Consider the following 14,347-nt stretch of genomic DNA (forward strand, 5'->3'; position numbering starts at 1 on the left):
GCACGCCTTCACATTTCGGTATCACAGGCAATCAACTGCCTGACCAGCCCCTGCGCCAACGGCGACAAGCCATACCCCACCCGGCTTACCACCCCATAGCGGGTATGGCACGCCTCTTCCTGCTCCGGTGTCAGGTCAGCCAGCTTCAACTGCACCAGCCCGCCCTCGCGTTGATACGGCCGCAAATTGGCATTGCAGGCAATGCCGATGGTGTCCGAATGCATCACCACATTCAGCAACGCATACCCGTGCTCGCACTCCACCGCTGGCAAGAAGTCCTGGCGCCCGCTGAGGTCGCTGAGGATCTTGCGGATGTTCGGCGGGCGGAAGGTAGTGGCCATCGGGTAGTCGAACAGGTCGCGTGCCTGCACGGCCTCCTGCTCGGTCAGAGGGTGCCCGGCGCGGCAGCAGAAATGCCAGCGTTGTGGCGTCAGCTTGTGCACCTGATAGTCCGGGTCGGACTCGAACTGGCGCGTGTCGGCGACAAAGAACTCGATCTCTTCGGCAACCAGCTTGCGGTTCAGCGCCTGCCAGTTGTCCACCTGGAAGCAGGTGCGCGCCGCCGGGTACTCGGCCACGAAGCGCGCCACCGCCCGCGGCACCAGGCCACCGGCTGGCGCAGGGCCCGAGCCAAAGCGCACCACCCCGGTCGTGGCGCCGTTGAACTGGTGGATCTCATTGACCAGATTGTGCGCCCCATGCACCAGCCGCCGCGAATGCTCCAGCACCAGCAAGCCTTGGCGGGTGGGCGCCAGTTCCTTGCTGGCGCGGTCGACCAGGCGGCAGCCGATGTTGTGCTCCAGGGTCTGGATACTGCGGCTGAAGGCCGATTGCGACAGGTTCACCGCCGCCGCAGCGGCCACGAAACTGCGGTGCTCGACAAGGGCGATGTAGTGGCGCAGCTGACGCAGATCGATATGCATTTTCTACATTAAAACCTTCGGTCAAATGCAATTGCTGACAAGGGTGAGTCCCCTTATAAAGGGTGTTACTTATTCCACTAAATATGAATTACAAATATTTATATCACTTAAAAGAATATAAGCCCGACTGACCGCGATTCGGTTCCGCCAACGGAAATGCTCGCCAGGGCCCACGCCTCAAGGAGCATTTGCATGTCCGGACTTTCTCGTTGGCCTGCGCGCGCGTCGCGTTTCACCTTGCAACCCTTGGCCGCCGGCGTGCTACTGGCGGCGTCCTCTGGCAGCTTCGCCGAAGAGCCGGTCAGCGCCACCCCGGCGGTGGAGCAGGAGGCCAAGCTCGGCACCGTCACGGTCAATGCCCGCCGCCGCGAGGAAACCGCGCAAAGCGTGCCCACGCCGATCAGCGTGCTGGACAGCGAAACCCTGGAAACCCAGCGCATCTACCGCGTGCAGGATTTGCAACAACTGGTACCCAGCACCAACGTCGCCTACGTGCATGCCCGTCAGTCGAGCATCTCGATCCGTGGCCTGGGCAACAATCCGGCCAGTGATGGCCTGGAGGGCAGCGTCGGCATCTACCTGGACAACGTCTACCTCGGCCGCCCCGGCATGGCGGTATTCGACCTGCTGGATGTGGAGCAACTGGAAGTGCTGCGCGGCCCGCAGGGCACGCTATTCGGCAAGAACACTACGGCCGGCGTGCTCAACATCACTACGCGCAAGCCGACCTTCCACCGCGAAGGCAGCATCCAGCAGTCGATTGGCGAAGACGGCTATCTGCAAACCCAAGGCAGCTTCTCGGGGCCGATCAGCGAGACCCTGGCCGGGCGCATCAGTGCCTACCGCACCGAAGACGACGGCTATGTGAAGAACATCCACAACGGTGACGACCTCAACGGCGGCAAGCGCCAAGGCTTCCGCACACAATTGCTGTTCAAGCCCAGCGAAACATTCAACCTGCGCTGGATTGGCGAATACAACGAAGAAGACTCCAACAACGGCATCCTCAGCCTGTACAGCACCGGCCCCACCATCAATGGCGTCAACCGCTACGAAAGCCTGGCCGCCCAGGCGGGCGCGACGCTGGTGTCGGGCAAGGATCGCAAGGTCAATTTCGACGCCGACCAGCAGGTGACGGTGTTCCAGGGCGGCACTTCGGTGGAGGCCAACTGGACCTTGCCCGATGATTTCACCCTGACTTCGATCACTGCCTACCGCTGGTGGGACTTCACCCCGCGCAACGACGATGGTCTTGACGTACCGGTGTTCTACAGCGCCGGGGTTTCGGTACGTGACAAGCAGTACTCGCAGGAAATCCGCCTGGCTTCGCCTACGGGTGGCGCCTTCGACTACGTGCTGGGTGCCTATTACTTCAAGCAGGACCTGGACAACAAATCCTTTACTTACTACGGGCCGCAGGCGGATGTCTGGAACCTCACACCGGCCGGTGCGCTGAACAACGTCAACAGCATTGGTGACGGGCACATCGATACCGACAGCTATGCGTTGTTCGCCCAGGGCACCTGGCATGTCACCGACCGCCTGGACTTCACCGCCGGCGTGCGCGGTACCTATGAAGAAAAGAGCGCCTGGGTGACCCGCGACGCACCTGACGGCGGCGCCGCTGTAACCGGGGCAGCTGCTGCCGCGCGCCAAGCCCGGATAGGGGCCTACGATTCGGGCGACCTCAACCAGTACAGCTTCAGCCCTTCCGGCCTGTTGGGCCTGAGCTACCGTTTCAACGAGCAGCTGCTGGGCTATGCCACCCTGACCCACGGTGAGAAGTCTGGTGGCGTCAACCTTACTGTTGGCGCTGCACCACGGCTGGGCACCGATTCGCTGCTGGTGGGTACCGAGCGGGTAAACAACGCCGAACTGGGCCTGAAAAGCACCCTGTTCGACGGTCGCCTGCAACTCAACAGCAACCTGTTCTGGGCCGAGGTGCATGGCTACCAGGCCAACGTTTACGACCAGATCAACCGCGTGCAGTACCTGGCCAACGCCGGCAGCGTGCGCTCGCGCGGCCTGGAGTTCGAAGCCACGGCGCTGCCGATCCGCGGCCTCACGGTCAACTTCAACGGCTCGTGGAACGACGTGCGCTACACCGAATACAAGGATGCCCCATGCCCGCCTGAGGTGAGCCTGGCCAATGCCACCGCCACCTGCGACCTGTCCGGCCACCAGGTGGTCGGCGCCTCCAAGTACATCGCCAACCTCAACACCCAGTACAAGTGGCAAGCCACCGAGCATGTCGAGCCTTACGTCACTGCCAGCTATGCCTTCCGCTCGAAGGCCGTGGGCACCATCGATGATTCCGATTTCGGCCAGATCCCCAGCTATGCGCTGGTCAACCTTTCCGCCGGTGTGCGCCTGGACCAGGGCGATGGCGTGGTCGACCTGTCGCTGTGGGTGAAAAACGCCGGCGACAAAACCTACTTCACCAGCCTGTGGAACTCCGCCAACGGTGGCTATGCCGGCGTGCTCGGCACCCCGCGCACCTTCGGCGCCACCGCCCGTTACGACTTCTGAGCACAAGGAGCTTTGCCATGAATGCCAAGACCGAAACCCCTGCACTGCCTGAAGGCGCCTGCCTGACCGCCAAGGTTCCCGAGCGTGACGAGGCGCTGCTCGGCGATGTGGTTGTGAACCCGTACCGCCTGGCGCCGCTGACCGCGATCATCCGCGACGGCGGGCGCAGCCTGAGTGATGCGCATGTGCGTGTACTGGGGCGTGGCGAGCGCGGTGTGGACATTGTCTATGACGTGTCTGACCGTTCGTTGTGGACCTACGGCGGCATCCCGGTATTCGGGCTGTACCCGGACTACGTCAACCAGGTCGAGGTGACCTACAAGCTCGACGGCGAGCGCATTCGCGAGCAGTACCAGATCTACGCCCCGGCCGTGCGCCTGCCGGTGGTGGCCAGGCAGACCGCCGCGTTGCCGGAAGTGCAGCCGGTCAAGGTAGCGCCAGGCTTTGAAAAGCGCCTGTACCTGTTCAACCACCTGCAGGGTGACATCCCGGGCGGCCGCGCCTTCAAGTGGAATGCCCTGGGTGGCGCAGCGGAATGGGACCAGGTGGGCAACAACTGGATTGCCGACAGCAATGGCGATGTGCGCTGGTACCTGGATATCGAACAGATCCACGACTCCAACCGTCGCGATGGCTTGGGCGGCACCATGGGCTTCCAGCAGACCCGCGACGGCAAGCTCATCTGGGGCCAGGGCCAGACCTACTCCAAGTACGACCTGCTGGGTCGGCGCATCTGGCAGCGCAGCCTGCCCGACAAGTTCGCCGACTTCTCCCACGAAATCCGCGAAACCGCCAACGGCACCTACCTGCTGCGGGTGGGCACCAGCGACTACCGGCGCCCCGACGGCAAACGTTTACGTTCGATTCGCGACCACATCATCGAGGTCAGTGAGGCCGGGGACGTACTGGACTTCTGGGACCTCAACCAGATCCTCGACCCCTACCGTGGCGACCTGCTGGAAACGTTGGGTAAAGCGGCTATCCAGTTGCCGGAAGGGGTGCAGAAGCAAGACGAGCGTCTGGCGAATGAACTGGCCGAGGGCGACTTGCCCTTCGGCGACACCCCGGGGGTGGGTACCGGGCGCAACTGGGCACACGTCAATGCCATCGATTACGACGCCGATGACGACAGCATCATCGTTTCAGCACGGCATCAGGGCGTGGTGAAGATTGGTCGCGACAAGCAGGTGAAGTGGATTCTGGCCTCGCCCCAAGGCTGGCCTGAGCGCCTGCGCGATAAAGTGCTGACGCCGGTTGCGAGCGCAAGCTTCGACTGGTCGTGGACCCAGCACACCGCCTGGCTGACCGGCAAAGGCACGCTGACGGTGTTCGATAACGGCTGGGGGCGCGACTTTGCGCCAACCAGGCTTGCCGGCAACTACAGCCGGGCGGTGGAGTACCGTATCGACGAGGCCAAGGGCACGGTCGAGCAGGTGTGGGAGTACGGCAAGGAGCGTGGCGACGAGTGGTACAGCCCGGTGACCTCGGTGGTGGCTTACCGGCCAGAGACCGACACCCAGTTCATCTATTCGGCTTCGGTGAACTTCCTGACCCCCGAGAAACTGACCACCACCGTGCTCAACGAAGTACGGCGCGGGACCCAGGAGGTGCTGGTGGAGTTGAAGGTGCATAGCCGGCAGCCGGGCAGTGTTGGCTACCGGGCTCTGGTGATCGACCTGGCCAAGGCATTTTGAGCTTGGTAGGCCTGACGCAAATTTTGTGTTGATGCGTACATCGAGCGCCGCCCGCGCGGCGCATCGCGAGCTGTGCTCGCTCCTACGTCTGTTTCGGGCCAATAACACCTGCGCCTGCGAGCGCGAACGCCTTGTGTGTAGGACGCGATATCACGCCATGCGCCAAAGCGTACGCGCGCAAATCCCACAGGAAACATTGGCCCGAAACAAACGTAGGAGCGAGCGCAGCTCGCGATGCGCCGCGCGGGCGGCGCTCGGTCTCACAGGCGCAAAAGCTGTTATGGCAAGCGCCAAACTTTTACATTTCCCACCGCTCGATCGTCTAACCTGAGGCGGGATTTCCGGACGGACTGTTCAACCATTCGTTCTTTTTTTCGAACAGCCTATTGTCCAACACCCCAGCAGCCGCTTAGCATTCGTTTGAGATTTCAAACGCTCGATGCCCTGCCTTGGGCGCTTTTCAACAATCAACAATTCGGGAAGCCGACATGCAGCTCAAAGACGCTCAGTTGTTCCGCCAGCAAGCCTACATCAATGGTGAGTGGCTGGATGCGGACAATGGCCAGACCATCAAGGTGACCAACCCGGCCACCGGTGAAGTCATCGGCACCGTGCCGAAGATGGGTACCGCGGAAACCCGCCGTGCCATCGAAGCTGCCGACAAGGCCCTGCCGGCCTGGCGTGCACTGACCGCCAAAGAGCGTTCGGCCAAGCTGCGTCGCTGGTTCGAACTGATGATCGAGAACCAGGACGACCTGGCTCGCCTGATGACCACCGAACAAGGTAAGCCACTGGCCGAAGCCAAGGGCGAAATCGCCTACGCCGCCTCGTTCATCGAGTGGTTCGCCGAAGAGGCCAAGCGCGTCTACGGTGACACCATCCCGGGCCACCAGCCAGACAAGCGCCTGATCGTCATCAAGCAGCCAATCGGTGTTACCGCGGCCATCACCCCGTGGAACTTCCCGGCCGCCATGATCACCCGTAAAGCCGGCCCGGCCCTGGCCGCTGGCTGCACCATGGTGCTCAAGCCTGCTTCGCAAACCCCTTACTCCGCCCTGGCCCTGGTCGAGCTGGCCCACCGTGCCGGTATCCCGGCTGGCGTGCTGAGCGTCGTGACCGGCAGCGCTGGCGAAGTTGGCGGCGAACTGACCGGCAACTCCCTGGTACGCAAGCTGTCCTTCACCGGCTCGACCGAAATCGGTCGCCAGCTGATGCAAGAGTGCGCCAAGGACATCAAGAAGGTTTCCCTGGAGCTGGGTGGTAACGCCCCCTTCATCGTGTTCGACGATGCCGACCTGGACAAGGCGGTTGAAGGCGCGATCATCTCCAAGTACCGCAACAACGGCCAGACCTGCGTCTGCGCCAACCGTATCTACGTGCAGGACGGCGTTTATGACGCGTTCGCCCAGAAGCTGGCCGCTGCAGTTGCCAAGCTGAAGATCGGTAACGGCCTGGAAGACGGCACCACCACGGGCCCGCTGATCGACGGTAAAGCTGTCGCCAAGGTTCAGGAACACATCGAAGACGCCGTCTCCAAAGGCGCCAAGGTGCTGTCCGGTGGCAAGCTGATCGAAGGCAACTTCTTCGAGCCGACCATCCTGGTCGACGTGCCTAAAACCGCCGCTGTCGCCAAGGAAGAGACCTTCGGCCCACTGGCGCCGCTGTTCCGCTTCAAAGACGAAGCCGAAGTCATCGCCATGTCCAACGACACCGAGTTCGGCCTGGCTTCGTACTTCTATGCCCGCGACATGAGCCGTGTGTTCCGTGTTGCCGAAGCCCTGGAATACGGCATGGTGGGTATCAACACCGGCCTGATCTCCAACGAAGTGGCACCGTTTGGTGGCATCAAGGCTTCGGGCCTGGGCCGCGAAGGTTCCAAATACGGTATCGAGGACTACCTCGAAATCAAATACCTGTGCATCAGCGTCTGATAGCACGGTAAAGGCTTTACCTCTGCCAGCGGGGCGCGAGAGCGACGTCTCGCTGGCCTTTTTTACATCGCAGTACCTGGTGGCCAGGGCGTTTACGGCAGTCGATCAACGAATACTGTGCGCGAGCACTCCCAGCCACCCCCGAATAAAAGCGCCATTCCTGTCGGCGCAATGAGGGCATTATGAGCAAGACCAACGAATCCTTGATGCAACGTCGTGTAGCTGCCGTCCCACGTGGCGTTGGCCAGATCCACCCGATCTTCGTCGACACCGCGAAGAACTCGACCGTGATCGACGTTGAAGGCCGCGAACTGATCGACTTCGCCGGCGGCATCGCAGTACTGAACACCGGCCACCTGCACCCGAAAGTGGTTGCAGCCGTGCAAGAGCAGCTGACCAAAGTCAGCCACACCTGCTTCCAGGTGCTGGCCTACGAACCCTACGTAGAGCTGTGCGAAAAGATCAACAAGCTGGTCCCAGGCGACTTCGACAAGAAGACCCTGCTGGTCACCACCGGCTCCGAAGCCGTTGAAAACGCCGTCAAGATCGCCCGTGCTGCCACTGGCCGTGCTGGCGTCATCGCCTTCACCGGCGGCTACCACGGCCGTACCATGATGACGCTGGGCCTGACCGGCAAGGTCGTGCCGTACTCCGCTGGCATGGGCCTGATGCCAGGCGGCATCTTCCGCGCCCTGTTCCCGAGCGAACTGCACGGTATCAGCGTTGACGACGCCATTGCTTCGGTCGAGCGCATCTTCAAGAACGACGCCGAGCCGCGTGACATCGCCGCGATCATCCTCGAGCCGGTACAAGGCGAAGGCGGCTTCCTGCCAGCGCCGAAAGAGCTGATGAAGCGCCTGCGCGCGCTGTGCGACCAGCACGGCATCCTGCTGATCGCCGACGAAGTTCAGACGGGTGCTGGCCGTACCGGTACCTTCTTCGCCATGGAACAGATGGGCGTTGCGCCTGACCTGACCACCTTCGCCAAATCCATCGCTGGCGGCTTCCCGCTGGCCGGTGTGTGCGGTAAGGCCGAGTACATGGACGCCATCGCCCCGGGCGGCCTGGGCGGCACTTACGCCGGTTCGCCGATCGCTTGCGCCGCGGCCCTGGCCGTGATCGAAGTGTTCGAAGAAGAAAAACTGCTGGACCGCAGCAAGGCTGTAGGTGAGCGCCTGACCGCTGGCCTGCGCGAAATCCAGAAGAAGCACCCGATCATCGGCGACGTCCGTGGTCTGGGCTCGATGATTGCTGTTGAAGTCTTCGAGAAAGGCACTCACACCCCGAACGCTGCTGCTGTTGGCCAGGTTGTTGCCAAGGCACGCGACAAGGGTCTGATCCTGCTGTCCTGCGGCACCTACGGCAACGTTCTGCGTATCCTGGTACCGCTGACTGCCGAAGACGCACTGCTGGACAAAGGCCTGGCCATCATCGAAGAGTGCTTCGCTGAACTCGCTTGATGTGACGCGCTTCTGAAAAAACCCGCTTCGGCGGGTTTTTTTTGTGCCCTGAAAAGCCATGTGGCGCTATGGTTGTCGGAGGACTGGCTTTGGAAGCTGCGACGGAACGTGTGTCAGGCTATTCAGGAGTAGTTGGCGATGAACGCTGCAGACCCCACCCCACCCAGCGTACTGATTGTGGAAGGCGACCCGTGGGTGCGTGACATGCTCAGCGAGATGCTGCTCAGTGTGCGCTGCGATGCCCGCCTGCAGGTGTGCGCCGATGGGGCGCAGGCACTCAGCGCGCTGTCCAGCAAGCCAGACCTGATTATCGCCGCCCGCGAGCTGGCCGGTGTCGATGGCCTGGACCTGTTGCGCAAGGTGCGCGCCAAAGGGCCGGGCTTGCCGTTCATCCTCATGAGCAACCGCAGCGACAGCGCCAGTGTGCGCGAGGTGTTGCCCCTGCACCCCACTGCCTACCTGAGCAAACCCCTGAACCTGGACAACCTGCGCAAGCGCCTGGAAGAGCTGCTGCTGGCCGTTGGCGAAGAAATCGCCTGCCCGGTGCCGGCGTTGCAGGCAGGTGCCAGCCTGCCCACCTACCTTGAGCAGCGCCGTGCTACCGCCGATGGCGGGCCGCTGTTGGCCGACGTGCAGGTGGCGATCAAGCGGGCGCTCAACCCTCAGGGCCTGAACCTGAAGGTGCTCGAAGAGGAAGTGCGTAACGACCCTCAGGTTACCGCCGTCCTTATCGCGGCTGCCAACAGCGCTGCGTTGCACCGTGAAGCGCCGGTGCAAACCTTGCTGCAGGCCCTGAACAAGCTTGGCAGCACCCAGAGCATGAATCTGATTCTGGGCATGACCCTCAAGCGCAGTGCACGGCTCAGCGACCCGTTGCTGGCGCAGCACGCGGCCGGGTATTGGCAGCTTTCACTGCATACGGCCGAATATGGCCGTACATTGGCGCGCATGCTCGAGCTGGACGAAGGGCGCTGCTATTGCGCGGGGTTGCTGCATTGCCTGGGCGACCTGGCCGTGTTGCGCTGCCTGCAAGAGTGGCGGTTGGCCGGGGGCGAGCTAGACGAACATAACGTGCAGCAATCGCTGGATGAGTTCGGAGCAGCGTTCGGCTCGGCGCTGCGGACACGCTGGCGTTTGCCGCTGGCCTTGCGCGAATTGATCGCGGCGATCTACCAGTTGGGCGGCGGCGTGTATTCGCGGGAGATCCTGGCCATGAACCTGGCGGGGCAGTTGTCGCGGCTGCCGGCCGAGCAGGGGCTGGAGAAAGTGGCCAGTGGCAAGACCGCGCGCTTGCTGAAGATGGGCCTGCCGGAGCTGAACCGGCTGCGCAAGGTGGATAACCCGGAGGTGAAGCCCCAGGAAGAGCCGCCTGTGGCGGAGGCTGAAGCGCCCAGCTGAGATGTTGGGGCCGCTTTGCAGCCCCAGTCATACCATTACCTGCGCAGGATGGGTCAGCCGCGGACGATCTGGTTCTTGCCTTGCCGCTTGGCTTGGTACATCGCCGCATCGGCCCGGGCATACAGGCTGTCCAGTGCCACATCTTCTTCGGTCAGCCCGGTCAGCCCCTGGCTCACCGTCACCCCGTACGTCTGCTCACCGTGGATGAAACTCAACCGCTGGATCTGCCGCTGCAAGCGTTCGGCAATCTGCTCGGCCACCTGCGTATTGCAACCGGGGAACACGGCCGCAAACTCCTCGCCGCCAATGCGCCCGAACAGGTCGCCACGGCGTAGCACGGCCTTGCCGCTGTCGGCGATGTGTTGCAGTACCTGGTCACCTTCCTGGTGGCCGTAGCTGTCGTTGATGCGTTTGAAGTCGTCGATGTCCAGCAGCAGGAAGGCCAGCGGTGTACCGTCTTCTCGGGCGCTGTCGAAGGCCTGCTGGGCGCATTCGAAGAAGTGCCTGCGGTTGCTGCTCTGGGTCAGCACGTCAGTGGTGGCCAGGCGCTGCAGTTCGCCTTCAAGCTGCTTCTTCTCGGTGATGTCTTCGGCGATACCGACAATGATTACCCGGTCGCCCACGTGTTGCTGGTTGATATAGCACTTGTCGCTCAGCCAGCGCAGTTGCCCGTCGGCATTCAGGATGCGGTACTCGCGGTCTTCCACAGCGCCCTTGAGCAGCACTTGGGCCAGGCTGCGCTCGGCGAACTCGAGGTCGTCAGGGTAGATACTGTCACGCCATTCGTTGTAATCGGCCAGCAACAGGCTGACCGGGCGGCCGAAGATGCGTTCGTATGCGGGGCTTACGTACAGCACCTGACGGGTTTCCCAGTCAAATGCCCAGAGCACCGCGTTGACGCTGTCCAGCAACGAACTGAACAGCTGCTCGCGCTCGCTCAGGCGGGCTACCTCGCCTTGGGCGTGCAGGAGCGCAAGTAAAGTCTTGGCGGCTTCGGGAGGCGGGGTGCCGGGCAATGTCGTTGGAATATTCTTGGCCATGTGCACGAAGCGGGTCTCGACGTAAAAGCGTGCGGCCAGCATCCGGCCCGCCACGCGGGCGATGTGCCAAATTTGAGTGGAGTCGAGGGGGCTAAGTTCCGAACGGCACGCACCGAAATGGGGCGTGCCGATCAACGGCGGTCAGGCGCCGGTCGGGCGCAGGGAGTAGGTCTTGAGTTGTGCTGCGAAGTCGCGCAGGGCGTGGATGCCGCTGGTTTCGGCCTCGTGTATCCAGTCCTTCATGGCAGCCAGCATGTCGTGGCCGTTGGCGCTGGTGCGCGCCCAGATCTGCTGCAGGGCCAGGCGCTTTTCGTAAATGGTCTTCAGCGCCTGGCTATGGGCAAGCATGGACTCGATACGCACATGGTGGCGGTCTTCCAACAAGCTGGTTTCACGCGACAGCAGGCGCTTGGCGCGGCGGAAGTGGTGGCGCACCGAAGCGTCCACCCGGGCCAGCTCCTGCTTGACCAGCGGGCCGATCACCAGCTTGCGGTACTGGGCCATGATCTGGAAGCGGTTGTTGAGGATGGCCATGGCGGTGTCCATGTCCAGGCTTGCCTTGCCGGCCACCCGGTGGGCGATTGGCGCCACGCGCTGTACCTTGGCCAGGCGCAGCAGGCAGAACAGGCGTATCCACGCCCAGCCCATGTCGAACTCCCAACGCTTGACCGACAGCTTGGCCGAGTTGGGGTAGGTGTGGTGGTTGTTGTGCAGCTCTTCGCCCCCGATGACGATGCCCCAAGGCACCAGGTTGGTGGCAGCATCGCGGCATTCGAAGTTGCGATAGCCGAGGGCATGGCCCAGGCCGTTGACCACACCGGCGGCCCAGAATGGAATCCACATCATCTGTACAGCCCAGATGGTGATGCCGGCGGTACCGAACAGCAGCAGGTCGATCACCGCCATCAGCGCGATCCCACCCAGCTTGTAGCGCGAGTAGAGGTTGCGCTCGATCCAGTCATCCGGGCAGTTTTTGCCATAGATGCGCAGGGTTTCGGGGTTGCGCGCCTCTTCACGGTACAGCTCGGCACCCTTGCGCAGCACAGTGCCCAGGCCCTTGTACACCGGGCTGTGCGGGTCGTCGGGGGTTTCGCACTTGGCGTGATGCTTGCGGTGGACTGCGGTCCATTCACGGGTGTTCTGCGCCGTGGTCAGCCACAGCCAGAAGCGGAAGAAATGCTTGAGCGCGCCATTGAGCTCCAGGGCCCGGTGCGCGGAGTAGCGATGCAGGTAGACCGTGACGCTGACAATGGTCACGTGGGTCATCAGCAGAGTGATGCCGACCAGTTGCCAGGCCGACAAGTCGAGCAGGCCGTTATACCACATAGATGTAAATACCCTCGAAATGCGGGGGGAAGGGCTGATTATCCCTTGGCGGGGAAATAAAACCAGTCAACCGTTTAGATAGGAGGTCACGACATGTTTCAGCCTTTATAATGCCCACTCCTTTTTGATGGGCTTTTCCACCCGACATGTCTGTTTCCGTTCGCGACGCCTTGCGCATGGCTGCGCTGTATGTGGTGCTCTCGATCCTCTGGCTGGCGCTGGCCGAGGTGATGCTGCACGGCATGGCTGACGATCCCCTGGCACTGGCCGTGGGGCGGCAGATCAATGTGGTGCTGTGGGTGTTGTTCAGTGCCGTGCTGATCTATGTTTCGAGGGTGCGGCTGCTGAACTTCATCGGCATTGGTGCGCGCTTGCGCTGCGAGGACCGCGAGCGGCTGCGCATGGCTGCTGCAGTGTTCGACAGTACCCTCGAAGGTGTGCTGGTCACCGACCGCCAGGGCCTGATTGTGCACGTCAATCGTGCCTTCATGCGCATCACCGGCTACCAGCAGGATGAGGTGATCGGCCAGCGCCCGAGCAAGTTCAAATCGGGCCGCCACGGCCAGGCGTTCTACCAGCAGATCTTTGCCACCCTGGCCGAGCAGGGGGAGTGGAGCGGCGAAATCTGGAACCGGCGCAAAAGCGGCGAAATCTATCCGCAATGGCAGACCATCTGCGCCATCCGCGATGACGACGGTGAGCTGAGCCATTACGTGGCGGTGTTCAGTGATATCAGTGCGATCAAGCATTCGGAGCAGGAACTGGCCTACCTGGCCCACCACGATCCGCTCACCGGCCTGCCCAACCGCCTGCTGTTCACCGACCGGGTCGAGCAGGCCCTGGCGGCCGCTCAGGCCAACAAGCGCGGTTGTGCCCTGCTGCTGTTGGACCTGGACCATTTCCAGAGTATCAACGACGGCCTGGGCCACACCATCGGTGATCAGTTGCTGAAGCTGGTGGGCGAGCGCCTGGGCGAGGTGCTGGGCAATGGCGTGACCCTGGCACGCCTGGGTGGCGACGAGTTCGGTGTGCTGGCCGAGAACTGCCAGCAGGTCGGCCAGGCGGGCAAGCTGGCGCAGTGCATTATCGAACGCATGCGCGAGCCGTTCCTGTTCGAGGAAAATCGCCTGTTCATCAGTGCCAGCGTCGGTATCAGCCTGTTCCCCAGCGACGCCCTGAGCGCCGAGCAGTTGCTGCGTAATGCCGACGCGGCGTTGTACAAGGCCAAAAGCAACGGCAGGGCCTGCTATGCGCTGTACACCGAAGAGCTGACTGCTCACGCCCAACAGCGGGTCGAGACCGCCGGTGAGCTACGCCGGGCCCTGGAGCAGGATGAGCTGCGGGTGTACTTCCAGCCGGTACATGACCTGGCGACAGGCCGGCAGGTCGGGGTCGAGACACTGGTGCGCTGGCAGCACCCCCAGCGCGGCCTTGTGCCGCCGGGCGAGTTCATCCCGATTGCCGAGCGCACCGGGCTGATTGCCGAAATCGACACCTGGGTGCTGCGCCAGGCCTGCCTGCAAATGGTGCAGTGGCAGGCCGAAGGCCGGCAGTTGGCATTTGTGGCGGTTAACATCTCCAGCCGGCTGTTTGGCCAGCACGAGCTGTACCAGCAGGTTGCCGAAGTGCTGCACGACACCGGCCTGGCGCCGGCGCTGCTGGAGCTGGAAGTCACCGAGAGCGCCGTGATGGAAGACCCGGAAGTGGCGCTGGAGCAGTTGCACCGTTTGCGCGAGCTGGGCGTGACCCTAGCCATCGACGACTTTGGCACCGGGTATTCGTCGTTGCTGCGGCTCAAGCGTTTGCCGGTGCAGAAGCTGAAAATTGATCAGGGCTTCGTTGCCGGGTTGCCTCTGGATGAGGATGACATCGCGATCGTGCGGGTAATCATTGCCCTGGCACGCAGCATGGGCATGCAGGTGCATGCCGAGGGCATCGAGCAGGCGGAGCAGGCCAGCTTCCTGCTGCTGGAGCAGTGTCAGCTGGGGCAGGGGTACTGGTTCGGGCGGCCGGTGCCGGCTGCGGATCTTCGCTGGGATTGAGACC

General features: G+C 62.7%; 9 protein-coding genes. 6 read left to right on the plus strand and 3 right to left on the minus strand.

Annotated elements, in window-relative coordinates; all coding sequences use genetic code 11:
- Window positions 1-8: 8 nt before the first annotated feature.
- Window positions 9-923 carry a LysR family transcriptional regulator gene (locus OZ911_RS01140; protein WP_016484372.1) on the minus strand — a complete coding sequence of 305 codons (915 nt, stop codon included), beginning with the start codon at window positions 921-923 and terminating at the stop codon, window positions 9-11.
- A 192-nt stretch (window positions 924-1,115) separates the two neighbouring features.
- Between OZ911_RS01140 and OZ911_RS01145 the strand changes: the two genes are divergently transcribed.
- From OZ911_RS01145 to OZ911_RS01165, 5 genes are all read left to right on the plus strand, one after another.
- Window positions 1,116-3,452 (plus strand): TonB-dependent receptor, encoded by a 2,337-nt coding sequence (locus tag OZ911_RS01145; protein ID WP_070086487.1) that lies wholly within the window; start codon window positions 1,116-1,118, stop codon window positions 3,450-3,452.
- 17 nt (window positions 3,453-3,469) lie between these two features.
- On the plus strand, window positions 3,470-5,146 hold the full coding sequence (locus OZ911_RS01150; RefSeq protein ID WP_023048202.1) for an aryl-sulfate sulfotransferase: 1,677 nt from the start codon (window positions 3,470-3,472) through the stop codon (window positions 5,144-5,146).
- Between the two features lie 488 nt (window positions 5,147-5,634).
- Window positions 5,635-7,077, plus strand: a complete 1,443-nt coding sequence (gabD, locus tag OZ911_RS01155; protein WP_016484375.1) for an NADP-dependent succinate-semialdehyde dehydrogenase — start codon at window positions 5,635-5,637, stop codon at window positions 7,075-7,077.
- A 182-nt stretch (window positions 7,078-7,259) separates the two neighbouring features.
- Window positions 7,260-8,537 carry a 4-aminobutyrate--2-oxoglutarate transaminase gene (gene gabT, locus OZ911_RS01160; protein ID WP_016484376.1) on the plus strand — a complete coding sequence of 426 codons (1,278 nt, stop codon included), beginning with the start codon at window positions 7,260-7,262 and terminating at the stop codon, window positions 8,535-8,537.
- Between the two features lie 138 nt (window positions 8,538-8,675).
- Window positions 8,676-9,935: a response regulator gene (locus tag OZ911_RS01165; RefSeq protein ID WP_023048203.1), complete on the plus strand. Its 1,260-nt coding sequence runs from the start codon at window positions 8,676-8,678 to the stop codon at window positions 9,933-9,935.
- 53 nt (window positions 9,936-9,988) lie between these two features.
- Here OZ911_RS01165 and OZ911_RS01170 read toward each other — a convergent pair whose 3' ends face one another.
- Together OZ911_RS01170 and desA are read right to left on the minus strand one after the other, a co-directional pair.
- A complete protein-coding gene (locus tag OZ911_RS01170) occupies window positions 9,989-11,017 on the minus strand; it encodes a GGDEF domain-containing protein (RefSeq protein WP_023048204.1) in 1,029 nt (342 codons plus the stop codon).
- A gap of 99 nt (window positions 11,018-11,116) precedes the next feature.
- Window positions 11,117-12,301 carry a delta-9 fatty acid desaturase DesA gene (gene desA / locus OZ911_RS01175; RefSeq protein WP_016484379.1) on the minus strand — a complete coding sequence of 395 codons (1,185 nt, stop codon included), beginning with the start codon at window positions 12,299-12,301 and terminating at the stop codon, window positions 11,117-11,119.
- 146 nt (window positions 12,302-12,447) lie between these two features.
- On the opposite strand from desA, the gene dibA reads away from it, so the two are divergent.
- Window positions 12,448-14,343: a phosphodiesterase DibA gene (dibA, locus tag OZ911_RS01180; RefSeq protein WP_016484380.1), complete on the plus strand. Its 1,896-nt coding sequence runs from the start codon at window positions 12,448-12,450 to the stop codon at window positions 14,341-14,343.
- Window positions 14,344-14,347: the final 4 nt, after the last annotated feature.

Source organism: Pseudomonas fortuita (assembly GCF_026898135.2).
Taxonomy (GTDB): domain Bacteria; phylum Pseudomonadota; class Gammaproteobacteria; order Pseudomonadales; family Pseudomonadaceae; genus Aquipseudomonas; species Aquipseudomonas fortuita.